General features: G+C 40.0%; 24 protein-coding genes. 15 read left to right on the top strand and 9 right to left on the bottom strand.

Annotated features, from left to right (window positions below; all coding sequences use genetic code 11):
- The first annotated feature begins 102 nt into the window (after positions 1–102).
- From EHO58_RS01240 to EHO58_RS01195, 9 genes are all read left to right on the top strand, one after another.
- Positions 103–1,989 (top strand): polysaccharide biosynthesis protein, encoded by a 1,887-nt coding sequence (locus tag EHO58_RS01240; RefSeq protein WP_135678118.1) that lies wholly within the window; start codon positions 103–105, stop codon positions 1,987–1,989.
- The gene (locus tag EHO58_RS01235) at positions 1,982–2,461 is read left to right on the top strand and encodes a ClpXP protease specificity-enhancing factor SspB (RefSeq protein ID WP_135626991.1); all 480 of its coding nucleotides are present in this window, start codon (positions 1,982–1,984) and stop codon (positions 2,459–2,461) included. Before EHO58_RS01240 ends, EHO58_RS01235 begins: the two co-directional genes overlap by 8 nt.
- On the top strand, positions 2,458–4,065 hold the full coding sequence (locus EHO58_RS01230; protein ID WP_135678116.1) for an NCS2 family permease: 1,608 nt from the start codon (positions 2,458–2,460) through the stop codon (positions 4,063–4,065). Before EHO58_RS01235 ends, EHO58_RS01230 begins: the two co-directional genes overlap by 4 nt.
- A gap of 81 nt (positions 4,066–4,146) precedes the next feature.
- Positions 4,147–5,058, top strand: a complete 912-nt coding sequence (gene htpX / locus EHO58_RS01225) for a protease HtpX (protein ID WP_135678114.1) — start codon at positions 4,147–4,149, stop codon at positions 5,056–5,058.
- A gap of 103 nt (positions 5,059–5,161) precedes the next feature.
- Positions 5,162–5,695 (top strand): adenine phosphoribosyltransferase, encoded by a 534-nt coding sequence (locus EHO58_RS01220; RefSeq protein ID WP_100710892.1) that lies wholly within the window; start codon positions 5,162–5,164, stop codon positions 5,693–5,695.
- A 7-nt stretch (positions 5,696–5,702) separates the two neighbouring features.
- The gene (locus EHO58_RS01215; protein WP_135626776.1) at positions 5,703–7,163 is read left to right on the top strand and encodes a S1C family serine protease; all 1,461 of its coding nucleotides are present in this window, start codon (positions 5,703–5,705) and stop codon (positions 7,161–7,163) included.
- Positions 7,164–7,166: 3 nt separating this feature from the next.
- Positions 7,167–8,693 carry a S1C family serine protease gene (locus EHO58_RS01210; protein WP_135678112.1) on the top strand — a complete coding sequence of 509 codons (1,527 nt, stop codon included), beginning with the start codon at positions 7,167–7,169 and terminating at the stop codon, positions 8,691–8,693.
- A 293-nt stretch (positions 8,694–8,986) separates the two neighbouring features.
- A complete protein-coding gene (locus EHO58_RS01200) occupies positions 8,987–9,340 on the top strand; it encodes an LB_289 family protein (protein WP_135626778.1) in 354 nt (117 codons plus the stop codon).
- Between the two features lie 17 nt (positions 9,341–9,357).
- Positions 9,358–9,843: a DUF4269 domain-containing protein gene (locus EHO58_RS01195; protein WP_135678108.1), complete on the top strand. Its 486-nt coding sequence runs from the start codon at positions 9,358–9,360 to the stop codon at positions 9,841–9,843.
- Between the two features lie 40 nt (positions 9,844–9,883).
- On the opposite strand, the gene EHO58_RS01190 is transcribed toward EHO58_RS01195, so the two are convergent.
- The 4 genes from EHO58_RS01190 to EHO58_RS01175 form a co-directional block, all read right to left on the bottom strand.
- Entirely contained in the window at positions 9,884–10,141 is a 258-nt protein-coding gene (locus EHO58_RS01190; protein ID WP_086445856.1) for an RNA recognition motif domain-containing protein, read from the bottom strand.
- A gap of 306 nt (positions 10,142–10,447) precedes the next feature.
- On the bottom strand, positions 10,448–11,686 hold the full coding sequence (locus tag EHO58_RS01185; protein WP_135678105.1) for an AZOBR_p60025 family cell surface glycopolymer formation protein: 1,239 nt from the start codon (positions 11,684–11,686) through the stop codon (positions 10,448–10,450).
- 1 nt (position 11,687) lies between these two features.
- Positions 11,688–13,274 carry a hypothetical protein gene (locus EHO58_RS01180; protein ID WP_135678103.1) on the bottom strand — a complete coding sequence of 529 codons (1,587 nt, stop codon included), beginning with the start codon at positions 13,272–13,274 and terminating at the stop codon, positions 11,688–11,690.
- Positions 13,271–13,669 carry a Fur family transcriptional regulator gene (locus EHO58_RS01175; protein WP_135626782.1) on the bottom strand — a complete coding sequence of 133 codons (399 nt, stop codon included), beginning with the start codon at positions 13,667–13,669 and terminating at the stop codon, positions 13,271–13,273. Before EHO58_RS01175 ends, EHO58_RS01180 begins: the two co-directional genes overlap by 4 nt.
- A 167-nt stretch (positions 13,670–13,836) precedes the next feature.
- Between EHO58_RS01175 and EHO58_RS01170 the strand changes: the two genes are divergently transcribed.
- A complete protein-coding gene (locus EHO58_RS01170; protein WP_135678101.1) occupies positions 13,837–14,541 on the top strand; it encodes a leucine-rich repeat domain-containing protein in 705 nt (234 codons plus the stop codon).
- A 19-nt stretch (positions 14,542–14,560) separates the two neighbouring features.
- On the opposite strand, the gene EHO58_RS01165 is transcribed toward EHO58_RS01170, so the two are convergent.
- Positions 14,561–15,346: a hypothetical protein gene (locus tag EHO58_RS01165; protein WP_135678099.1), complete on the bottom strand. Its 786-nt coding sequence runs from the start codon at positions 15,344–15,346 to the stop codon at positions 14,561–14,563.
- 93 nt (positions 15,347–15,439) lie between these two features.
- Between EHO58_RS01165 and EHO58_RS01160 the strand changes: the two genes are divergently transcribed.
- Positions 15,440–17,062, top strand: coding sequence for a peptidase M30 (locus tag EHO58_RS01160; protein ID WP_135678097.1), 1,623 nt, complete (start codon positions 15,440–15,442; stop codon positions 17,060–17,062).
- Here EHO58_RS01160 and EHO58_RS01155 read toward each other — a convergent pair whose 3' ends face one another.
- The 4 genes from EHO58_RS01155 to queA all read right to left on the bottom strand — a co-directional run bounded on the left by EHO58_RS01155 (position 17,063) and on the right by queA (position 20,540).
- Positions 17,063–17,371 carry a YbaB/EbfC family nucleoid-associated protein gene (locus tag EHO58_RS01155; protein WP_100723727.1) on the bottom strand — a complete coding sequence of 103 codons (309 nt, stop codon included), beginning with the start codon at positions 17,369–17,371 and terminating at the stop codon, positions 17,063–17,065.
- A gap of 56 nt (positions 17,372–17,427) precedes the next feature.
- A complete protein-coding gene (locus EHO58_RS01150) occupies positions 17,428–17,658 on the bottom strand; it encodes a hypothetical protein (protein ID WP_135626786.1) in 231 nt (76 codons plus the stop codon).
- Positions 17,659–17,813: 155 nt separating this feature from the next.
- Complete coding sequence (locus EHO58_RS01145; RefSeq protein ID WP_135626992.1) at positions 17,814–19,433, bottom strand: AAA family ATPase; 1,620 nt, start codon at positions 19,431–19,433, stop codon at positions 17,814–17,816.
- A 51-nt stretch (positions 19,434–19,484) separates the two neighbouring features.
- Positions 19,485–20,540, bottom strand: a complete 1,056-nt coding sequence (queA, locus tag EHO58_RS01140) for a tRNA preQ1(34) S-adenosylmethionine ribosyltransferase-isomerase QueA (RefSeq protein WP_135678095.1) — start codon at positions 20,538–20,540, stop codon at positions 19,485–19,487.
- Positions 20,541–20,624: 84 nt separating this feature from the next.
- On the opposite strand from queA, the gene EHO58_RS01135 reads away from it, so the two are divergent.
- The 4 genes from EHO58_RS01135 to EHO58_RS01120 are packed head-to-tail and all read left to right on the top strand — an operon-like array spanning position 20,625 to position 25,079.
- Positions 20,625–21,935, top strand: coding sequence for a glycosyltransferase family 87 protein (locus EHO58_RS01135; RefSeq protein WP_135626788.1), 1,311 nt, complete (start codon positions 20,625–20,627; stop codon positions 21,933–21,935).
- A 14-nt stretch (positions 21,936–21,949) separates the two neighbouring features.
- Positions 21,950–23,077, top strand: a complete 1,128-nt coding sequence (locus EHO58_RS01130) for a glycosyltransferase family 4 protein (RefSeq protein WP_135626993.1) — start codon at positions 21,950–21,952, stop codon at positions 23,075–23,077.
- A gap of 11 nt (positions 23,078–23,088) precedes the next feature.
- Positions 23,089–23,694: an LIC20162 family protein gene (locus tag EHO58_RS01125; protein WP_135626994.1), complete on the top strand. Its 606-nt coding sequence runs from the start codon at positions 23,089–23,091 to the stop codon at positions 23,692–23,694.
- Positions 23,694–25,079, top strand: a complete 1,386-nt coding sequence (locus EHO58_RS01120; RefSeq protein WP_135678093.1) for a hypothetical protein — start codon at positions 23,694–23,696, stop codon at positions 25,077–25,079. The genes EHO58_RS01125 and EHO58_RS01120 overlap by 1 nt, the downstream gene beginning before the upstream one ends.
- The last annotated feature ends 55 nt before the right edge of the window (positions 25,080–25,134 follow it).

Raw genomic sequence — 25,134 nt, 5'->3', positions numbered from 1 at the left:
AATAAAAGCCCTTTAAAGTTTCGAATCAGATCGGGTTTTTAAGCAACCTAAAAAACTCAAAAAGATTGGACTTTTCCTCACCAGCGACATTTTTTTTACTTAATGGGTCAATGGAATCGTCGAAGCCTTCTTTTCCCTTTGGATTTAAGCTTCATGATCCTTTCCTATTTTCTAGCCCACCTGATTCGTTTCGAATCCACCGTATTTCTACAGGAACCTAACGACTTTTTCATTCCACTTCTGATCGTAGTGGTCTGTCGTTCTCTAGTATTTCTATTTTCGAATATTTACAGATCGATTTGGGCTTACGCTTCCATCCACGACCTGGTGGAAATTATCAAGACCACCATTCTTTCTTCACTGATCTCGAATACCGCACTCTTATTCTATAACGGATTCGAACATCTTTCCAGAATGATCCCTGTAATAGATACACTTCTTCTTTTGGGATTTTTGTGTATCCGCAGCCTTTCTTGGAGATTAGTAAGGGATCAGTACATTCTACGCAAAAAACAAGGAGATGGAATTCCGACACTCATACTAGGGGCCGGAAAAACGGGTGCTACACTTTTAACCGAATTAAGAAGGCATAATGATCTGAACCTTCTCCCCTTGGGTCTTTTGGACGATGACGAATCCAAGATCGGAGCCCATATCCAAGGTGTTCCTGTGCTCGGAAAAATTGACCAGGCAGAATCTCTGATCCGTTCTCTGGAAATCAAAAAGGTTCTCATCGCATTCAGTAATCCCGACGGAAAACAGATCGGTAAACTTATCAAAAGTTTCGAATCCGAAAATGTGGATTTTAAGATCCTTCCCTCTTTGGGTTCTCTATTTTTCGATCCGCCCAAAGTACAACAATTAAGAGAGATCCGGGTAGAAGACGTATTAGGTCGCCCGGTTGTAGATCTAGAAATAGAATCCATCCGTTCTTATATCGCAGGTAAAACAATACTCATCACTGGAGCCGGCGGTTCTATCGGAAGCGAATTATGCAGACAAGTCGCGGTATTTAATCCTGCAAAAATGATCCTACTCGATTCCGCAGAAACTCCTCTGTACGAAATAGATTACGAGCTCAGAAAAGTTTTCAAAGACAGTGGTATCCAGTTCAGAGCAGTGATCGCAGATATTAAAAATCCACTGAGGATTGGTTCCGTTTTCGAAACGGATCGTCCCCAAGTCGTATTTCACTCCGCAGCTTACAAACATGTACCTATGATGGAGATCAATCCATCCGAAGCAGTCTTAAATAATGTACTCGGAACTAAGAACTTAGCGGATATTTCTAAAATTTATGGGACCGAACGTTTTGTTTTAATTTCCACGGACAAGGCAGTCAATCCAGTAAACATAATGGGCGCTTCCAAGAGAGTTGCGGAATTGTATCTGCAAGCGATCTCTCAGGGCACCAAGACAAAATTTATCACTGTAAGATTCGGTAACGTGTTAGGTTCCAGCGGCTCGGTCATTCCTAGATTTAGAGAACAGATCAGCAATGGTGGTCCTGTAACTGTGACCCATCCGGATATTATTCGTTATTTTATGACAATCCCGGAAGCTACACAATTGGTTTTGCAAGCAGCAGCTATGGGGGAGAAGGAAGAAATTTTTCTCCTAGATATGGGGGAACCGATCCGGATACTAAATCTAGCAGAAGACATGATCCGGCTTTCAGGATTCAGGCCTTATACGGATATTCCAATTGTATTCACAGGTTTAAGACCTGGAGAAAAACTATTCGAAGAACTGCTGTTAGATTTAGAAGGGATCAAAAAAACACATCATCCTAAAATCAGGATTGCAGCTCCTTTAGAGGAAGGAGATCCTAGCAGCTTCCAGGCCAGATTTAACTCTTTATTAGAAGCAGCAAAATCGGATCTAGAAGAAGAGATCTTCTCTTCTTTCAAGACGCTCGTGCCTGAGTATAAAATACATAAAGAATATATCAGCGAGGAATCCTCGCGTAAGTTGAAAAATGATGGATAGTCCGAATTTAGAAGACATACAGGCACTTCGAGAATTCAAAAAACAACTCTTTTCAGTGTACTGGGAAAGGTTTGGCACCTTCTATGTACACGTAATGCCTCATCCGGATCTAAAAATCGGAAAAAGAGGACTCGTGGGCGAAGAACCTGAATCAGGCATCATCCTAGTCATAGGACCCCGCGCCGCAAGAGATATCAAAATAGAAGAAGAATGGGTCTACGCAGAACTACAGTTCGGCTACACTTGGGAGCAAGTCTTTCTGCCCTGGGACGGAATTTTCAGATATTTCGACAAGTCCCAACAAACAGTCACTCAAATGAGAATTTATTTAGGTAAACCGGACATTCCTCCTAAAAAAGAAGAAACATCTCCGGCAGAAACCAAAGAAGAAGTTTCCGATCCTGAATCCGGATCTTCAAAACGAAAAGATAATGTAATCCAAGTAGACTTCGGGAGTAAAACAAAGAAATGAGCAAATACAAATGGTTTGTTGCCGGAGACCTGGATGGATTCTTCGGGCTGATGATTGATAACCTGATCCAAATTTTGGTTCTGGTAGCATTGTGTATCGGTTTTTGCGGAATGCCTCAGGATTTCGTATTCAGGGTTGTGATCCCAGGAGCTGCAATCTCACTACTCGTCGGAAATCTTTTTTATGCTTGGCAAGCAAGACAACTTGCAATCGCAGATAACAGAAGTGATGTAACCGCATTACCTTACGGGATCAATACAGTTTCTTTATTCGCATTCGTCTTTTTTGTAATGTTCCCAGTTTACCAAAAGACGAACAGTTATAAAGCCGCTTGGTCTATAGGACTTCTTGCAAGTTTTCTATCCGGTTTGATCGAATTTTTTGGAGCATTTATTGCGGAGAAGATCCGCAAGGCAACTCCAAGAGCGGCACTACTTTCTGCACTTGCAGGAATTGCACTTACATTTATCTCCATGGACTTTTTAGTCCGTACATTCTTAAACCCGCTTGTTGCATTTGTTCCATTCGGAATTATACTCTTGCAATATTTCGGAAGAGTTGTTTTTCCATTTAAGATCCCAGGCGGACTTATTTCAGTAATCGTAGGAACCTTACTTGCTTGGTATCTTCCCCATATCACAGGAAAACAAATGATGGACGGGGCCGCATTACACTCCTCTATCGATTTTGGATTTAATTTCCCGGTATGGAGTGGTGGGGATCTATTCGAAGCTTGGAATCAGATCGGTATCAGAGAATATTTATCTGTGATCTTGCCTATGGGAATTTTTAACGTAATCGGTTCATTGCAAAACATAGAGTCAGCAGAAGCAGCCGGAGACAAATACAATACCAGGAATTCACTCATGATGAATGGTGTTGGAACAATAGTCGGTTCTTTATTCGGATCTCCTTTCCCAACTACAATTTATATCGGTCATCCAGGTTGGAAAGCCTTAGGTGCTAGATCCGGTTACTCCAGCTTGAATGGGATTTTCATGACATTGATTGCATTCTTCGGATTAGTCAGTTTTGTATGTGCACTTATCCCGGTCGAAGCAGGAATGGCGATCGTACTTTGGATCGGTATAGTAATCGGTGCACAAGCATTCGAAGCTACACCTACTAGACATGCACCAGCGGTTGTGCTTGGACTTCTTCCTGCCCTTGCTGGTTGGGGAGTTTTGATGATCCAGAGTGCATTCAATTACGCAGCACCAATTCTTGCAAAAGCGATAGAAGGAACAGAGGCAGCTTCTAAAACCCAGAATATCTGGCTTTCTACAGTGCCATTAGATCAGCCGATTTTTCCATATTCTCTAGGCGGGCTTTTGAGTTTGTCCCAGGGATTTTTACTTTCCTCCATGGTTTGGGCTGCAATCGCAACATTTGTGATCGATAGAGATTTTAAGAAGGCGATAATCGCCAGTTTGATCGGTGCACTTCTTGCCGGGACAGGATTTATACATTCTTATTCCTTGGCTGGAAACGCAATTTTGAACTCTTTTCAGCTAAACCTGGGTCCATTTGTTTGGGCATATTTATTACTTGCGGGACTTTTTCTTCTCGCTTCTTTCTTAAAGAAGGAACCTAGAGCGGTCTAACTATTTACCGGAATTTAGAAGACCGGCGGGCACGGAGTTACCGAGGCCTAAAAAACTTCTAAAAAGGAGAACTGTTCGCCTATGGCGCTTTTTCGTAGATTTGGATTATTCGCGCTTACCAATATCGCGGTAATTTTCACGATCGGATTAATACTCAGACTTACCGGACTAGATGTTTATTTAGCTAAGTCCGGAGTACCTTATGCTAGTACCCTTCTATTCGCTGCGATTTGGGGTATGGGAGGCGCATTCATTTCTTTGCTGCTTTCTAAGTTTATGGTAAAGGCCTCCATGGGAGTCCAAGTGATCGATCCTAGAAACGCATCCGGATGGCAAAGAGATCTTTTAACTAGAGTGCAAAGATTGGCACAGGCAGCAGGACTACCTATGCCGGAAGTTGGATATTACGAGTCTCCTGAGATCAACGCATTCGCAACAGGTCCTAGCAGAAATAGCGCATTAGTTGCCGTATCCACCGGACTTTTAAACGGAATGGATAGCGAAGAATTGGATGGAGTTTTAGGACACGAACTTTCTCACGTAGCCAATGGAGACATGGTGACCATGACTTTGGTCCAAGGAGTGATCAACTCATTCGTGATCTTCTTCTCTTGGATCGTAAGTAAGTTGATCGTTTCTCAATTGAATCGTAACGATGATAGAGGATCCAGCGGTGGATTCTTTATGGAGTTCATGATCAGACAACTTCTTATGGTAGTCTTCGGACTTTTAGGCTCTATAGTTGTAGCTTATGTTTCCAGAGCCAGAGAATTCCGTGCTGACGCAGGCGGAGCAAAATTGGCGGGAAGATCCAGCATGATCTCTGCTTTAGAAAGATTAAAAGTCGCTTTCAATAGAGATCCGATCGACCAGAGAGGAGAAACCATCGCCGCTTTGAAAATTTCTAACAGAGCCGGAGGACTTGCATCCTTATTTGCAACCCACCCTCCTCTAGAAGAAAGAATTGCAGCTCTTAGAGCAAAAGCATACTAACCTAAACTTTGCGGCCTTCTTTTCTGGAGGCCGCTCCTATTACTACCCCTTGAAAAAAGAATTGTTAGTTCCTTTCCGGAAAATGGAATTGGACTTCGAGCCCATGTCCATAGTTAAAAGCAAAATTCGCACGATCCCGGATTATCCCCGCAAAGGAATCCTATTCAGAGACATCACTTCCTTATTATTAGATCCGGAAGGATTAGCTCTTACCATAGGCACTTTCGTGGACCGGTACACAGGCAAAGGAATCACTAAAGTTGCCGGAATCGAAGCAAGAGGTTTTATCATAGGTGCACCTCTCGCATTCCAACTAGGAGTAGGTTTTATACCTATCCGTAAAAAAGGAAAACTTCCTTCTGAAACTGTTTCCCAAGAATACGATCTAGAATACGGAAAAGATGTGATCGAGATACATAAGGATTCGGTTGTTCCTGGAGACAGGATACTACTCATGGATGACTTGATCGCTACCGGTGGGACAATGATCGCTGCAGTTCAGTTATTACAAAAGTTAGGCGCAGAAGTTCCGGAAGTAGGAGTCATCATTGACCTTCCTGATCTAGGCGGAGCGACAAAATTAAGTAAAGATCTAGGTGTAAACGTATTCTCTATCTGCGAATTCGAAGGACATTAAGAATCTCATGCAGATCCTGAAATCCTGTCTGATCGTACTAGTATTCTCTCTTCATTTTCCACTCTTCTCGGAAGAAAGAAGCGATTTTGATCATGTGCGAAAAGCAGTCGTGCAGATCAAAGTGTATTCCCAAGCATTTAGCGCATTCACTCCTTGGGCAACTGACGGAGTCCGCGCAAGTTCAGGAACTGGATTTCTGATCGGGAACAAAAGAATATTAACAAATGCTCATGTAATCTCGAACGCAAAGTACGTTCAGGTACAGAGATATAACCAGACGGAATGGTATAGGGTCAAGATATTACATGTTGCCCATGACTGCGACTTAGCAGTACTGGAAGCGGAAGATCCTGAATTTTATAAGGATTCGACCGATTTAAGTTTAGGCGAAATTCCTGAACTGAATTCCTCTCTTATAGTAGTAGGATATCCGATCGGAGGAAATAAGGTCTCCGTAACTAGAGGGATCGTTTCCAGGAAAGAACAATCCAAATACGAACATTCTTCCGTAGACAGTCACTTGGTTTTACAAGTGGACGCTGCGATCAACCCGGGAAACTCAGGTGGACCTGCGATCCAAAACAATAAGGTGGTTGGGGTCGCTTTCCAGGTCGCTACCAAAGGGGAGAATATTGGCTATCTCATCCCAACAAAAGTAATCCGTCATTTTCTGAAAGATATAGAAGACGGAAAATACGACGGTTACGTGGAACTTGGGATTGGAACATTCAATTCTTTTAATACTTCTCTCAGAAAAGCAAAAGGTATTCCTGAAGGTTTAGAAGGAGTATTCGTAACCAGAATTCTTCCTAACGGTTCTGCAGATGGATATCTGAAAGAGGGAGATTATCTGACAGAGATAGACGGTCTCACAATCGGAAGAAACGGGACCATTACTTTGGATAAGGATGCCCGAGTAGATTTTACGGAAACTGTAGATGATAAATATTCCGGTGAACCGATCCGATTCAAGGTATTCCGTAACGGCAAACTGATCGATGTGGAATTTAAAGCCAAAAGAATGCCTGATTTCGATTTTATGAGAAACAGATACGATAATCCTTTCGATTATTCCATGATTGGCGGGTTATTATTCCAAGAGATGACTAGAGATCTTCTCGGCGCTTGGAGCAGAAGTGGAAGCACTTCAGGTGGCAGCCAGTTCTTATACAGATACGATTATTTTATAGAAGATGGGATCGGCAGGACCAAAAAAGCGGATGTGGTTCTTTACAGAAAATTAGCCCATCCGGTAAATTCTTCCTCGGATTATTTCCTGAACCTGGTTTTGGAATCAGTAAACGGAGAGCCGATCAATAGTCTAGCGGATCTAAAAAGGATTATTTCGGAATCCAAGTCCAAATTTTTAAAATTAAAATTTTTGAATATAGATCTTCCATTGATCTTGGATCGGGAGGAAACCCAAAAGGCGGATTCCCAGATCAGAAGCACATACGGTTTGGAGTAATACGTGAAATCCAAGATCCTTCTAGTCATTATAAGCATTTGTGTTTTCAGCTCCGGATTATCCGCTAAAAAACCGAAACCTTCCCCGAAAGTAGGATCGAACGGTATCGCATCCCAAGCAAAAACGGAAGAAGAATACAAAAAGAGTATAGTCCAAGTAAAGATCTCTTACCAAGAACCTGATTATTTTAACCCTTGGAAAAAGAAAAATCCAAAGGTAAGAAGAGGTGTGGGGATCGTAGTGCCTGGCGAAAAGATCTTATTACCGGCACATCTACTCACCCACTCCACATTGATAGAAGTTAAAAAACATTCTTCCTATGCGGAGACAAAGGCAACCGTTTCAAGACAAGATTCGGAATCCGATCTGGCACTTTTAAAAATCGAAGAAGAGAACTTCTTTAAAGATCTAATTCCTTTTGAATTCCAGAAAGAAATAGATTATCCTAGACAAGTTTCCATCTACCAATTGGACAATTCCGGTTCTATCCAATCCGCTTCAGGCGCTCTAATCAGTATGGATCTGGACCAATATCCTCAAGGAATGGTAGAACTTCCTGTATTAGATGTGAACTCCACTGAGACATTAAACGGTAACGGAGAAGTTCTATTAGAAAAAGGAAAAGTAAGCGGAATACTTTTCGACTTCTCCGGAGACAAAAACTCAGGTAGAGCAATCCCTTCCTTTTTGATCAGCAAATTTTTGGGGGATTTTGGTAAAACTGAGATCCCTTTTAAAGGTTTCCGTTATAGACCTATCATGGACAAGGCCACTAAGGATTATTATTCCCTTAAAACAAAAGACCAAGGGATCTTGGTAGCTGAAATCTTGCCTGATAGTTCTGCGGATGGAATATTAAAGATAGGTGATGTAATCCTTGAGTTCGGCGGTAAGAAGATAGACTCAAAAGGATATTTCCATCATCAAAAATACGGCAAACAAGTTCTATCTTATATCGCTCATATAGGAGATGAATTCGGTTACCAAATCGGAAAACAAATCCCGATAAAGATCATCAGATCCGGAAAAGAAGAAGAAGTCCAACTTACCTTAAAACCATTTCCTTATTCTTCTATCCGTATCCCTCATAGAAATCTTGGTTCTAAAGCCGAATATTATTTCGACGGCGGTTTTCTATTCGTAGAACTTTCGGAAGGTTATTTACTAGAATGGGGAAAAGATTGGAGATCTAAAGTAGATCGCAAACTTTTATACACTTTCGATTATTATAAGTTCAGCACAGGCGACAAAAAGGAAGGTAAATTTGTATTACTTTCCCAAGTAATTCCGGATGAATCCAACCAGGGTTATCACGAAGTTTCCGGAAGATTGGTGGATCAAGTAAACGGCAAACCTATTCAATCGATCCAAGACATTTCTAATGAAGTAAAATCATCCAAGTCTAGGTACATTACGATTTTATTAGATGATGGAACTGATGTTATTTTGGATAGAGAAAGCCTGAGCGCTGCTAACCAAAGGATCCAAAAAGAATATAGGATCCCTAAGTCCTCAATGGGTTCTCGCTAAAAAGGGATTCCTTTCTTCTTTTTTTACAAACGTTCGTACAAAAAAGGACCAAAACCAGGATCCTGAGGAAAGAATTTCCATTTAGTCCCGGTCTAATTCTATAGGAATGAAAGTTTGGAGTGGTTCTATGGAACTCCCTCGTTTTTAAAAGGGGATTTTTACGAATCAAACCTAAACTTCCGCCAGATCGGCAGCTTACTTGAGTTTTTCTACCGGAATTCTTTAGGGTTTTTTCTTTGCCCGTGAGCTAGTTTCGAAAATATGGCAGGTATAGCCGATAAGAGAGGGTTCTTATGAAACGGACCGAATTGGAGAGACGAGAAAGAGATCTCCGCAAAGCGCAAAAAAAACAAGAGGCCCTAGATAAACGCGGAGGCGGAAACGGAGTCGGCGATTTTATCGATCAACTTTCCGGATTATTCCGTTACGACGCTACTGAGATCTTTAATACAAAAGACGATATCAATATTCTGGAAGTTTTGGAAGAAATGCAAGTGATCCTTCCCCAGAAAAAATGGGACGATGTTCTCAAAAAAGCGATTAAGAAAACAGGCGTTGTCGAAAAAGAAAGAGCTTACAAAGAGCTTATAGAACTTCTGAATGTAGAAGAAGAAAACGAGGACGAAGAGGAAGAAGTAGGCGTTTAATCGCCTACCTCACCTGAATGACAAACCGATTTTCGGATTGTACTTCACTTCTAAAAGATCGTAAAGTTCTAGAAATCCTTTCCGAATTCTCTCCTGAATTCGTAGGTTCCATTCCAATCGGAGTGGACCTTCCCCACTCTGACATTGATATTATCTGCGAGTTAAGACCTTCTATCCTTAAAGTTTTAGAGTCGTTTTCTTCTTATCCAAGTTTTCAAATTTCAGAAAAAGTTTTGGGGAATATACCTTCTATCATTTGTAGATTCCGCTTAGGATCCGAAAAGGTCGAGATCGTGGCCCAGAGTCTTTCTCCTAAGAAACAAATCGCTTATCAGCATATGATTATAGAGGAGAAGATCCTGAAAGATAAAGGTGAAACTTTTAGACTGTCCGTATTGGAAAAAAAGAAAGAAGGAAAAAACACCGAAGAGGCGTTTGCGGAACTTTTAGGTCTGAAAGGAGATCCATATTCTTCTCTCTTGGAATATGGGGAAAGGGAATAGATAGGAAAACTCGGGGAAGTTTCCTTCCCCGAGAAAGATCTTAATGTCTTCTTGGCTTGTTGAAAGTCTGTGGTTTTGCGATATCGATATTCAAAGTTCTACCTTTGAATTCGGTTCCGTTTAGACTATTCTTCGCGTTTTCGGCTTGCTCCTCGCTAGCCATTTCCACGAATCCGAATCCTTTACCTTCAATTACTTTCGCGTATGCTACTTCTCCGTAGTTTGCGAACAGGTCACTGATTTCCTGTTGGCGAACGGAGTAATTAAGATTTCCTACAAAGAGTTTGCGATTCTGCATGCTTTCCTCGAACAAAAAATTTAGGCAGCTTCCGACTCGCAAACGGAGACCAATTCGCCTTCCATAAGACCATAACACTCTTTAAGAACAGCGGGATTGGTTTGAATGATGGTAAAATCGCGGATAGCAGGGTTTCTAAGAGAAGCAAAGCTCGGATTTCACCGATCTGATTACAATGACACGTGCGGATTTCTGAACAGCGGACCTACAATAAGACCATTCTAATTCTTTTATAAGAAGAATCAAGTCTAAGAAAATTTTTACAGACTTGTTTGCAAAAAAACGCGGATTCGGATAGGAGCCGAATTACCAGACCAAGTGACGTAACGGTTTGGAAATGAATGCCAATTTTATTAAAAACGAAACTAGAATGATACCTGTTAGGGCCCAATAGGTTCCGCTCGGAAGGGTATCATCTTCTTTTTCCCAAAAAATTAATAAAGGAAGGCTGAATGTGAACATTCTGGAAACGTTCTCGTAGGTGGCCCAATAGAGAATATAACCTCCCGCATAGGCGGTTAATAAAAGAATTCCAAAACCGAACCTAAACACCAGTCCCTTCTTCCAATCGCCTTTAAATAGCAGGTAGGTTCCGGATAAAAGAAGAAGTACCAAAGGGAATCTGGAGAATTTTTTGATCAGAAGGATAAGATTTCGATCCCCTGAGACTATAGCTTGTTGGAGTTCCCCGAAATATCCTAAAAGTCCGCCGAATGGATCGAAAAAATGACCCAGACTTCCAGGTGTCCAATCCGGGAATTGGGTCCTTAAATAGATACTCCAGGCTGCTGGCAGGATCAAAGAAGAAGCCACCCAAATACTTTTTTTGAAATCCTTTTGGAATACTGTGCTCAGTCCCAATGGGAAAAATAAAAAAACTGCCTGTTCTTTTGTGAGTATTGCAAGGCCGGCGAGTAAGGAGAAGGTTAAAAATCTTTTTCTGATAAAAGACCAGTAGGCAAGCACACTTAGGCCCATCATTACTGTGTCGGATACAAGTAAGATATAACTCCCCAAAGCGAATGGAGAAACTAGATAGAATGCGCTTAGGTATTTTTTAGAGTCCGGCAATAAATCCCGTATCGCAAGATAAGAAAGGTAGAAGATTCCTAAATTCAGAATGTACATCCCGATGATGGTTGCATTCATCCCGAACCAGCCGAATGGGGAAACTAAAAGTGGATATCCTATCCTTGGTGCACGAAAGCTAGTCTCGAAACCGTTTGGCCAATCTAAACTAAAACCGGACAACATCCTAGAATAATAATAGAAAATTTGCCCGTCATAACCTGCGCCCAGGTTCCCCTCCTCTCCTAAAAATACGATCGCACCTGGAGGAGTTTGTTCTTTGTTTTGGTCCGCGAATTCTTTTCCGAAATTTACTTGGGAGCTTGGACTCCAGGAATATTTTTTCCAAACACAAAAAGAGGAGAAGGAGTACAGTAGGATAAAGAACGCAGTAACTAGTTTAGGATTTCCTAAAACACTGATCCATTCCGCTTTTAGACTTTCGCTCGGTAAAAACTTAGATAAGAATCCGGACATTCTACTTTTCCGTTAATGTTTCTAAGATCCAATCTGCGTATAGATCTGAGGATTTTTCGGAAGCCTGGTAGGTCAAATGATGAGGATCTAAGAAGGATCTTTTATCTTCAAAATCGGGAATCGCATTTTTAAAATGATATTTAGTTTTTCCTAAATTTTCCAAATAAGAGATATATCCTTTGTACCAAGGACTGGTTTCATATACTTCTCTCTCTATAGGATTTTCAGGAGAATTTACCAGGAGCACTTGAATTCCTTGTGATTCTAAATACATGATTGCTTTTTTCAAATATTCCAATTCAGACCAAATAAAAAATTTAGGAGAAGAAGCTAATTTGATCTTTGCCATTCTAAGAGTGACAAGCCTGGACATTTTGGAACTTTCTCCCTTATATCCATAGATCCTTTCCGTATAGTCCTTTGAATAAATGGCATCATCCATTTTAGAAAGTCTAGAATCATCTAAACCTGGAATTCGAATATAAGAGATATGTTTTCTGATCTCGTTTCTGCAGAAATTTTGAGAAAGTCGGATCCCATAAATTTCTTCCGTTCCGAAAATCCTGGAATCCACTTGCAAAGAAGAGATCTTTTTATCGGAAGCAATTCTGAGTTTGGTTCTATCCGATTTTTCCGGAACGGTAAATTTGATCGTATGCCAACCGGATTTAGGAAAAGTTTTATCGAATAGGATCGGTTTACCTTCTCCCCAAATTTTTAAATTGGTATCCTTCTCTTGGAAGAATACACTCTGTTCGAAAACTCCATTTTTCAATTCACAATCGATTGAAAACTCAGGTTTGGCCCATCCTCTTAGATAAATACCTTCTTCCGGAATTATTCCGGTGTAATAATGGTAGGATCTACCACTTCTGAGATGGTTTTCTATCCATGCGTCCATCGGATCATATAAAAAACTGCGGTATCGGATCACTAGGAACAAAGATCTGGAGAGAAGGGATAAAACCGCGGATTTGCCAGTTTTCAGAATATCCTGATACTTCTCTCTTAGATATTGGGCAGGATAGATCATCCTATTTTGGTGTCTTGTTTTTGCAGAAACATCATCCAATGCTTTTTCAGAATATTCTAAATTCTGAAAGTCAATGATGGACTTTTCTTGGTAGAGGAGATTTTGTTTGTATTGAGCAAGTCTAGCTTCGTTTTCTTTTTCCGTGATCAGAAAATCCAATTGAAGATCCGCGGGATTTAAAACGAAAAATACAAGTTTGGGCTTTTTAGAGGCTATATCTTCCTTATAAAAATAAAAATCGGAAGGTGTCAAAGCCGGATGAGAATAAAATTCCGTACGAATCGATTTGTCTTTAAGTCTCTCATTCATTCTTTCCGGAAGAGAAGAATAAAGAGCCACACTACTTCCAACGATCAGTGTACCTTTTTCGTTTTCGGAAAATTCGATCCTTCTTCTTTTTTCCAAAAAGTTGAACCAAGGAGAAGTATCCCATTCTAACTCGTTCGGAAATCCAAAAAGTAAATTCTCCAGCGCGATACGATCAATAAAGGAGAATAATGCGATAAATAGAATGCTTAAATATAGTATTTTAAATTTTAATTTTTTTTGATTCATTTGGAGGAGGTATTACATTCGGAACAAACGCCGTATAAAATAATTTCATGAGAATCTAATGTGAATCCCTTAGGTAAATTTTCCATAGGGAAAGGACAGATCTCCACATCGAATACACGGTCACAAACTTTACAGTGAAAATGGTGGTGATGATCCAGATGACTGATCTCGAATCTGGAAGATTCTCCGGGCAATTGGATCTCATGGATCGAACCTGATTCCAACAAATGGTTCACTGACCGATAAACGGTTGCGATCCCAATATTCTGTATGGATTTTTTGGAGATATCGTGGATTTCCTTTACCGAAAGAGGACCTTTCGCGTCACGGATGACTCTCAAGATCTCGCCCTTTTGTTTAGTATTTCGAGAGGCGGATTTTTTATCTTCTTCCATTCGGATCGGCTTCGAATCTTATCTTGCTCCAAAAAGGAAGCATATGTCAACCCGATAAATCCGCTTTTAAAGAGCTCGTAGGAGTTCCTACATGCGAACCGAATCGTATTTTTGAAATTCGAATTTTTTGGTTTTCTTTTGATTTGAACTTAAATAGATTCGATCTTATGAGGAAAATATTTCTAATCCTCTGCTTCTTATCAGCATGCTCTCAATCGAATCATCTTATCTCAGTTCGGAATTCCGAAGGTGAGATCCTAGGAAAATATCCTAAAGAAATACGTTGGTTGGGATTCGAAGATAATCCAAGCTGGAGCGATCTATCCGCATTCTCCGGATTAGAAATCCTAGAACTAAATTCTAAAGATGTAAAGTCTCTAGAAGGTTTGCCGGATCTCCCTAAGCTTAGATATGTTCTTCTATCCGGATCTTCCGTAAAAGACCTTTCTCCCTTAAATCGTTTCGCAAAGTTGGATAGTTTGGTGTTGAACCAGACAGAAATCGCCGACCAAGATCTGAAAAATTATCTATATTGGAACAGGCTCACTAGAATAGAACTTACCGATTCTAAAATTTCCAATCTCAGGTTTCTCGGGCCGGGCTGCAGTGTGAGGCATTTGCAGCTCAAACATACTAAAATTACGGATCTTAGGCCTTTAGAGAATTGTTCAAAATTAATGGAATTATACTTGGGTGGAACCCAAATCAAGGATTTAAGTCCTCTATACGGTCTTACAAATCTGATCCATTTACAACTGGATGGTTCGGATGTATCTGCGAAAGAAATTTCCGATTTTAGAAAGATCCAACCCTATGTAAAAATTATTCCTGGCCTGCGTAGGATCTTAAATTCGGAGAATGGATTAGATTAATCTATAGTCGCATGGCGGACTATAGGGCCAGAGGCCTTGCTTCTCCGGGATTCGTATATAAGATCATGTCTCCCGGTTCCGCATGACTGGACCTTTCGGTTTTGACCTCTCCGGTGGTCTCCACAGTTTTCAGAGTATTCAGCTCCGTTTTTCTTCCATCTTGTTTTTCTAATATAGCCTTGGCGCCCTTTCTCACCCTGGAAAGACGGATCCCCCAAATACTCGTGATATTAGAATCTGTTTTAAGTATGATCGCAGAAATTTGAGAAATACTGGAAGATTTGGATTTTTTAAGAAGGATCCCCTCTTCTTCTCCTTCAGGACCCGGAGTTAAACGAATATCTTCCGGACCTGATTTCCATATTAGAAATTCGAAATGATCACATTCATAGGCTCTCGTCAAAGTCCAACGATCTCCGGGATTTTTACTTGTGAACATCCTACAAAGTCTGGGGCGAAATCTGAAAAATTTTCCTGACTCGTCTAGATCTAGTTTTCCTTCAAACCTTGTTTCTTCCCAATTTTTAGATTCACTTACTGTTAGTTGACTGATCAACATTTCTTTTTTGTTGGAATGATTTAGATAAACCTGTCGGATATAAAACCCGGTTGGGATTTTTTTGATCTCGGAAAAATATTCTCCGCTATTCGGAACGGAATCGAATGCAGGAATTTGTGGACCTGGGATCGGATCTTTTTGTAAGGGAGAAGGACGAAATCCGCAATTATATCCTAACGAAATAATTACGATATATTGGAATTTTTTGGAAAAAAATTTCCAAATCTTCGGAACCTTTTTAGTCAATGATCCTTGCTCCCATTCGACCCTGAATAATTATTGACCTTAACAAAAAGGATCAAGGCGTAAAGCTAGTTTCCTTTTTCGGCAGGAAAGATCATGAAGGTTTCGACCGGAGACGGTTTTTGGAAGTCCCTTTGTATGCCAATAGGCAGATCTTTATATACGTTTGTACTTTCTGTTTGTTTGATATTCTTACTTTCTGACTGTATAGTCAGTAATGACGCGCTCGGCACACAAGATAAAACGGAACCTAACTTAAACGATCTACTTTCACTAGCTAAAGTATCTAGTTCCTGCGGCGGCAATAATACATTCTGGATCCGTAATCTTGTAACAAACAGCTCCAATTGTGTGCAAACTACTAAGGTAGCTTCGGGTTCTCACGTTAATATCTACACGACTAGCGGTTTAGAATCCGCTTTAGATTACCAATATATCTCCCAAGAATTCGATTCCAAAATTTATCCTAGGTTGGGTGAAGCATTCGGATTTTCAGATGATCTTGACGGAGATGGAAAAGTTGCAGTCATCGTATCGGATATACATGATGGAAGCAGTACGGGTTCTTCTTTTGTGGCAGGATTTTTCGATCCAGTAGATTATTTTCCCGATAGTTCCAGTTATGCTGTCCGCTCTAATTATTCGAATATAGTATATATGGACGGGGTGGAATTAGTTACAGTCCGTAACTCGGACCTTACCCAAGGAAAACCGGATACATTCTTAGCAACACTGGCCCACGAATACCAACATTTGATCCGATTCCAATATGAAGCCAGGATCATGAGCCAAGGTGGAGGAAGGGACGAGGCTTGGATCAACGAAGGTACAAGCGAAGTAGCGGCGGATATCGCGGGTTATTCTCCTCAAATTAACAGGATCAATTGTTATAGAGGTAGGAATTCAAGCTCCTGCTCAAGAGGTGTGAACGGAAATAGTATATTTGGAAGTTCTAAATTTAACTCACTAGTAGATTATGCATTTGCATATTCCTTTATGAAATATTTATATATGATTTCAGGAAGTGATACTGTTTCCAGAAATTCATTTTTTAGAACCGGAGTCCAAGGCCCTAAGGGTTATAGAGCTTCTGATGCAACCGGATTATTCCATCTATTCAAAACAAACTCGGATAATTATCTAAATTCTTCTCAAGAAGTCAAAAATGCTCTTGGAACAGATGGCTCTGCTATCTTCATGAAAATTTATCCTGCATTCTTATGGCAATCCTTAGGAGATGTTTCTCCGGAGTTTGCACAATCCGGAACGGATACGAACGGTGCTTCCGGGTTCTTACAAGATATCACTAAAACGATCCAATCTTTCCCATTCCCTGCTGCGGGAACCGACGGGGATGTTCTCAGAAAATTATACGATCCACTCAGAATACCTGAGATCACTCCATTAGGAGAATTAAATCCGGGACAGATCCAATTCGTAAAAACGGATCGTTCTAATACAAATGCGATCGGAAGATTAGTATTATTAAAAAAGAATATAGACGGAAGCTTATATTCTCTGCAGATCAATACCGAAATGAAAAGGACGGGAGATATTTCTGTTTCTTTAGGAATTGCTGAAAATGACGACGAAGGTGGAGAAGAAGCGATCGTTCTTCCTGAATCTACTGATTCTCGTCCGATTTGTCCTCATGAGTTCTTTAAACTCTCTCGGAGTCGGACGAAACAGAAAATTTTTAGCGAATATAAAGGCCCGTAATTAAGGCATTCCGGAAAGGAGAGATTTGAATTCTCCCATTCTTTCTTCTGCAACTTTCTGAGCAGCTTCCATAGATTGGTTCACTGCCTGCTTTATACTTTTTTGAAGTAGTTTTTTATCATTTTTAGCAAGCAAAGAATCTTCGATACGGATCTCTTGGACGGTTTGTTTACCGTCGGTAATGCAGACCACTAATTCGTTCTTGGATTTTCCCTCGAAGGTTAAAGCCTCCAGTTCCTTCTCCAATTTTTTCATACGAACCCGCATCTGGTTCATTTGTTTTAGATTATCTAAACTTTTGCCGAACATCGAACACTCCCGGTCTTTCTTGATAGGATTTTCAGACCGGGAAGCGGAGCAAGAAATTAAACCAGGCTGGGTCCGGTTTCTCCTACTCTCTCTGGCAGATCTCGGATTTGTTCCGAGCTTGGTTCCCAAGTAAATTGGTCGGGGATCAGTTCTCTTAAGACCGGTTCTTCGCTTAAAAAGCCTCCGGTCCTGACTGGGGCGATTCCCAAACTGACTAAGAATCCCATACTCGCAACCAAGGTTACCAGTAAGGAAGACTCAATATTGATATTTGCCCGACGTTCCATGACTGTATATAAAGTATCGGTCATTTCGGGGGAGACTGATTAGAGGAAATCTGAGAAATTTCGGGAAATTCTGACCCGACAGGGATGCGAAGGGCTTTAGTCCGGGCGAAGACCGGATGAGCGAATAGCGAACCCGGAGCAGCCCGGCTGTCGGCCTAAGCTTCCTCTCCGTCACGTTTGCGATCGATTCTCTCTTCGATAATCCTGAAAAGTGAGCCGTTAGGGTATTTTCCGGATTTGGAGATCCTACCGGCTGGAATCCCGAAAATATCCGGGATAAGATCTTCTACATGTGAGCAGGAGAATATTTGAAAATTCCCCTTTTTCATACTTTCCCGGATCTCGCGTGGAAGATTCAGGTCCCTCATATTATCCTTAGGAATATAAATTTTGTATTTTTCGCGAGTAGAACCAGTGAGCCGGATCACATCAAACCAGGCCTGGATCTTGGTATTCACTGAACCGACTGGAAGAATATCCCCGTACTGGGAAAGAGCACCGGTCACTGCAATATTACAAGGTATCTCTAAACCGGAAAGTGCAGAAAGAAGTGCCAAAAGTTCCGCACAACTTGCCGAATCCCCATCAATCGGAGAACTATTTTGCTCAAATAAAATAGAAGCATCCAAACCGAAGGATTGGGTATGAGAAAACATTCCTTTAATATAGGACTGAAGTATGAATACTCCCTTATCGTGAAGACTTCCTGAAAGATTTACTTCTCTTTCTATATTGATCAGATTTCCTGAACCCAAGGAAACCCTGGCAGATACTTGGTTCACCTGTCCGAAATCCAAAAGAGATGATTGTAATAAAATTACGGAAAGCCCGTTGATCCGCCCTGTCTTTTTTCCTTTGAGTGGAACAGAGATAAGGCCTTCTTTGATATTCTCTATATATTTTCTTTTGTGGATGGCTGTTCTTTTTTGGATAAGTGAAGGACCTGCTTCTATCTCTGCCCTTCCCACTGACTTCTTACCTTTATTATTAAATGCTAATACTTCTCTCACGAAAGAACGAAGTTCCGAAAGATGTAAAGAAAGTCTGGTCTGGCTATCATTCCATCTAAGCGCAAGTTCCAGAAGTGAATCCAAAGCTGCTTGGTCCAAAGGAGGATACCCAGGCTTCTCCCAAGACTTTAGCAGTCCTGAAAAAACCGGAAGCCAAGATTTTTCTAAACTGATCTCATAGGGCATATGGATCTTAAAATCAAAACTTCCGTAAAAGTCAGCGTCTATCTGAGAGATAGAATCCACTTCCGTTTCTTCTCCCACTAAAATAAGTCTGAATCTGGAATCTATACTTGGATGAAATCGATTGATATTGGTAGAATCGGATCCTTCCGGAAGAGATAGAAAATCTATCTTACCGGTTAGAAGTACACCTTTCAGAAAATAATAAAGATCCGGGTCTTCTACAAATGGTTTGATAGGAAGAAGTAATAATCCGCCGTTTGCTTCCGAAATTTTTCCAGGTCTATACTTGTTTTCAAAAGGAAAACCCGCAAGGGATAATAAAGTGGGATTTGGTTCTGCAACTACAGGTTGGTCTTTTACGATCTCTTCCAGATATTGTCCGAATTGTAGAAGGTTTGCTTCTATTTCCGGACCGGTGATTAGAATATGTCGGAAGAGTCCCGGGTTCCCCAAAGCTTGGCGGAACGTTCTCACCTCTTCCTTATGAAATACTAAAAAGTCAGGCAGTCCGTTCAATTTGGCCGGCTTTGCCGCTTTAAATCTGATTTCAGTTTGCCCAGGAAGAACCTTTCTTAACACCTTTCCCATTTTCCGTTTCGGCTTAGAATTCCTCAATTAAATAAGTAAGGATCAGATTTTTTCAGGATCCAAAATCAGCATGGAATCTCCGTAGGAAAAGAAACGAAAATTTTGCTCTATGGCGAATTTATAGGCCTTCAGTATTTTTTCTTTTTCTGCAAACGCGCTTACTAATAAAAGTAAGCTACTTTGAGGAAGATGAAAATTAGTGATCAGTCCTTCGCAGCTTAGAATAGAATCTTCCGGTTGTAAAAATAGTCTCGTTTTTCCTTCTCCTGATCTGAAAGTTTTCGTGTTCGGGTCATAAGCGGATTCCAAGGCTCTAAGAGTCGTAGTGCCTACAGAAATAATCCTCCTACCGTCCTTCTTAGCCGAATCCAAAACGTTTTTAGTTTCGAGGGGAAGTTCGAATTCTTCTTCGTGTAATTTTTTATTCGCGAAATGATCTTCGTTCAAGGACTGGAAAGTTCCATAACCAACTTTCAATTCTAGTTTTAGGAATTCTATATTTCGATTTTTCAGTTCTTCTAATAGTTCCGGAGTAAAATGTAAACCAGCCGTAGGAGCTGCAACCGAACCTAAGTTTTTGGAATACACAGTTTGGTAGCGAACATCATCTTCGGATGTACTTTCTCTTTTGAAATAAGGAGGAATTGGGGTGCGGCCTATTATTTCGAATGAATTTTCGTCGAGAAGAGTTTCCGCTCGAAAGATAATAAATTCTTCTTCTTTTCGTCCAACTGAGAAATGAAATTTTCCGGTTGCCTCGTCAGTGACCTTATCTCCGACCTTTAGCTTTTTAGAATTTCGAGTAAGTGTTTTCCAAACCCCAGGTTCGGTTTCGGACAGAAACATTGACTCATGTCTTCTTCCTGTTTTAGTAATTAAGAACACTCTTCGTTTAGAGACCCTGGTTGCATTTGCGACTAGTACATCTCCTTCTTTGAGATAGCCGAGTATCTTTGAAAACTCTACTTCTTCTTTTAAGAAGTTTTGGGTCCTTCCTATAACTAGCAGTCTACTCTTATCTCTTTTAGCCGCGGGGAATTTTGCGATCTGGTCTTCGGGAAGTTCGAAATCAAAATCGGACAGATCTTGGAATTCCATTCTTCCAATGAATCCGATCCGAAGAATTCGGGAATCGATTTTTAATTTCTTGGCTTTTTCGGGCGGACAGAAAAGAGTACCTGAATGCGGATCGACCTCAAAAAATCCGGCCCTGTTTTAGCATTCCTTCTATTCTTAGCTTTTCTTTACGCAAACGGGTTCAGTCGCACGGACCAATCTTCCGATTTTTCGGACTATTATGAAGCCTCCCGCAATTTTAAACAAGGCAAGGACTTATATAGTCTGGACGCTTTGTCCGAAGTGGTCAAAGAATTTGAAAGCGGCAAATTAAAAATAGACCAAATATTCGATCCTGAAGTATTCTTTAGGGTCAAAGCGAAAATAGAGAATGTAGGCTCTTATATTTATCCGCCAACTTTTGCATTCTTGCTCATCCCAATTTCAGGTCTTCCTTTTGGAGTGGCCTCCGGGATATTTTTCACCGTCAATTTTATAGCTCTGATCTTAAGTCTCTTGTTGATCGGAAAACTTTTGGGAAGAGAGAAATCATTTCTATTCTTATCCGCAGTTTTACTTTTATCTCTCAGATTTGTAGAAAATCATCAAAACAATAATCAAGTCGGGTTCTTGCTCTTATTCTTGATCTTAGTTTCTGTTTCAGTACAAAAAGATTGGTTATCTGGACTTGTTTTAGCTCTCGCAATCGTGATCAAGATCACACCTGCCGCTTTCTTATTCTATTTCTTATACAAAAAAAGACCGATGGTGATCGTTTATACGATTATCTTTGCTTTAGGTTGGATTGCGCTACCGGCATTATACAACCCGGAGTTCACCTGGAAGATGAACCAAACCTGGTACGATTTGGTTTTAGATAAATATCTAAAGTCTCCTGCCTTACGTGCTTGGAAGAATAATCAAAGTTTGAATTCCACCCTAGCTAAATACTTTTTGGCATATTCTGATTTGTTAAATCAGGCAAGGTTCGGAATGCCGTTTACAACTCTAACTGTAAATCAGGTTAAGATCATCTCCGGGATTTTAAGTTTAGGAATTGCAGGTCCTTATTTATATAGAGTGTATAAAGGCGCTTCCGAAGGGTTTGTTCTATCCGGGCTATTTTTCTTTTCCGTAATTTTTAGCGGAATCTCCTGGATACACGCATTCGTATTCTTATTATTCCCGACAGCATTTATTCTCTCCAAACTTTGGCCGAAACAAGGACAACCACTGCTTAATTGGGAAAAATGGAAATCAAAACTAATAGAATATAGATCTGCAACGATCTTTATCTCCATTTCCATATTAGTATTACTCTTAAACAGAAGTTTTATCGGGAATATCGCGGAAGAAGTAATTCTGATGTTCTCTTTCTTATTATATACTTCTTTAATACAATATGTATGCACTTTCTATTCGGATAGAACTAGTTAGTTGTTTTGAACAATATGCTAAAAAAGGAAAATTTAAAATACAAACCAAGAGTCGCTGTAGATGCAAGGCCCTTGTCTTATGGGATCACAGGAAATTCCAGATACCTTGCGGAAGTTTTAGAAAGACTTTTGCGTCCAGATTCTCCTTTAGAATATTATCTCTATTCGAATAAACCGATTCATCCTGTTTTCAATCATCTGATAGGGCTTACTCCTACTTTTATTCCGAGTAAACTCCCTGGAGTATTGTGGCTAAATTTTACCATACCTTCTTTGGTAAAAAAACATAGGATAGACCTGTTTTGGGGAACCTTACAGTTACTTCCCGCTTTCGGATTGAAAATTCCTACTTTAGTAAATTATCATGATCTAAATTTCAGATCCGCACCTGAGACAATGACCACTGCAAATTACTGGCAGCATAAGATCATGTCACCTATCACTTTAAAAAAAGCAGATAAGGTTCTATGCCTTTCTCAGAATACTAAGAATGATATCCTGAACTTTTTACCCGAATTAGAACCGAAATTAGAAGTAGTATATCCTGGAGTCCAAGGTTTTGGATCAGTTTCCGCGCCGGAAAAAACTTTACCTAAAAATTTCTTATTCTCCGTCGGGACATTAGAACCCAGAAAAAATTTAAACACTCTAGTAGAAGCTTATCTTTCCTTAAAAAAGGAAGAACCGAACTTCCCCTATCCTCTCGTTCTTGCTGGAAGACTAGGCTGGAAATCGGAAGGACTCACCTCTCTTTTAAAAGAAGGAGAATTGGAGAAGGACGGAGTGTATTTTATAGAAAATCCGGATGATTCTAAGCTGGGTTGGCTTTATAAAAATTGTTCTTATTTTATCTTCCCCTCTTTACACGAAGGTTTTGGTCTGCCTTTATTAGAAGCCATTCGAGAAAACAAACCTTGTATCGTTTCCGATATCCCCGTATTTCACGAGGTTTTAGATGAGTTTACCGATTCTTTCGTTTCTCCTAAGAATTTAGAGGCTTGGAAAAACGCACTTTCCCTGACCGGTAAAAAAGGGATCTATGGCAGAAAGCCGAGTAGAAACGATTGGTCTTGGGATTCGACTGCAAAACTAGTCGAAAACTCACTCGTAGAACTTTGGAAATCCAGAAAGAAAAACTCCTAGGCCCTCAAAGTATGAACAAATCCGATATATCCAAGTCCGTATGGTGGAATTGGGAGAACTCAGAACCGGAAATCAGATCCTCCAGGATCAAAAAAAGTAAATTAAGGATCAATTATATACCTCCTTTCTTTACAATCTTGGTTTACGGAGTATTTTTATTTTATCTATTCCCTTTAAGAACTTTAGTTTCGACTTGGATTTTCAAATTTGTAGAACTACTACAAATTACTAAAGTACTAAAACTTTCCCTATTAACTGATAAAAGATTATACGATTATACTGCACTTTTTGTGATCTCTTATATCGCATTTGCTTTCTTTTTAGATTTAGTCCGGTTTTTACGAAAAAACCTATTCCAGACCTTCATTACGGAAGAAAATAGACTCGCAGTTACAAAATGGGGATTTTTAGGAAAAGAAACAATTCGTTGGAATCCGGACCAAACCGGTTTACAGATCCACCACAAATCAGGATGGTTTCGTTCACTTTTAGGTTTGGAAAAATTATCTTTTAGAATCCATCTTTCCGAGACTGAAAATTCAGTACTTGCAGAATCTCCCTATTTCTTTTCTAAAAATAATCGGGATTTTCTATCTTCCGTATTTAGATCCGTTTAATGTTCAAACGTTCTCTAGAAAGTCTGGAGTTCCTTAAAAAAGCAGAGAATATTTTTCGTTCTCCTTCTGTCTGGGCAGGCTTTCTATTCCTGGTTTGTTTTACCGGGACATTATTTTTATTCGATCTTCGATTTTTATCCAGACATTATGATTGGGACTCGATCGTATACACTCATAATATAGTTACCAATAAATACTGGAAAGTATTCTTCAATCCTCACCATATCGGTTTCGAAAGTACAGGATTATTGTACTTAAAATTTTGGTATTGGTTTCACGGACCTAATTCTGCAATGTTCGGACTCAGGCTTAGGGTTTTAGTAGTCGCATCCTTCTTTATTTTTCTGCTTATGCTCTCTTATTGGAGATTATATAAGGATATGGTTGGTGCGGTTCTTTTGGGACTAGCGGTTCATTGTTCCCAAGGGTTTTGGTTTTATGCTCAACATAATGATACTCCACTCATTCATTCCTGTTTTACTGCTGCTCTATTTTTACTCTGTGTTTGGAATTCTAAAAATGGTTGGTCTCCCGGAAAACTGTACATTGCGGGTTTTTTGCAAGTTTGGAATGTTTACTACCACCAATCAGATACAATTTTTCTAACATTCGTGCCTGTTTCGGTTCTTCTCGCAAATAAATGGAGAGGCAGAAGTTTCGAATATTCTTATAAACTAAAATTGATCTTCGTATATTTGTTCTCGGTAGTGCTTATCCTTACACTCTCTTATTTGTATGTCGGATTTATACTTTTAGAAAGGAATTTAACCGCTCCTATCGAAAGCGAAAAGAATTTTGCGAACTGGCTCTTCTTATATGCTTCTCAGGAAAAATGGGGAGCAGCTCCTGGACCTAAAAATTATATCATGAATTTTTATAGAGGGATCGGAGATGCGTTCCTAAATTTCGAAGGTGTGAAGAACGGACTTAGGATCAACGCAAACGATCTTACATCTCTCAAAAGTTTCCCTTATAATTTAAATCTAGGGTTTTGGGTCGGGATCGTATTTTTAGCATTTTTAAATTGGATCCGTCTTTGGAAGTCTTACAAAACGGAACTCATTCTTCTATTCTTTTGGCTAATCCCTTCTTTTATATTCTATACTTGGTGGGAAGGTTATTTTTTCGAATTCTGGGTCTCCTCAGTGATAGGACTTCTTATCTTTGCCGCCTTAGTATTTCGTTCTTTAGAATTTGAGAACTTCAGATTTGGAATAAGATCCATCTCTCATATTATTTTTTTCTCTTATGTGAGCTTACTTTTTTTAGTCAATTTCACTTATTCTACTCTTCCTAGATCAGAAAAGTCTCACAAAAGTTTTATAGAAGGAATTGAAGATAAGTATGAGGATATCACTCCCGAACCGGTATATCGAAACGAATAAATAAGTGCTTGTGGGTTTCTCTTAGTCCAAAAAACTGCACAGGAGTCGAGGACAA

This window comes from Leptospira selangorensis (assembly GCF_004769405.1).
In the GTDB taxonomy this organism is placed as follows: domain Bacteria; phylum Spirochaetota; class Leptospiria; order Leptospirales; family Leptospiraceae; genus Leptospira_B; species Leptospira_B selangorensis.
Note: the sequence above shows the minus strand (reverse complement) of the source record. Positions and strands in the feature narration are given on the sequence as shown.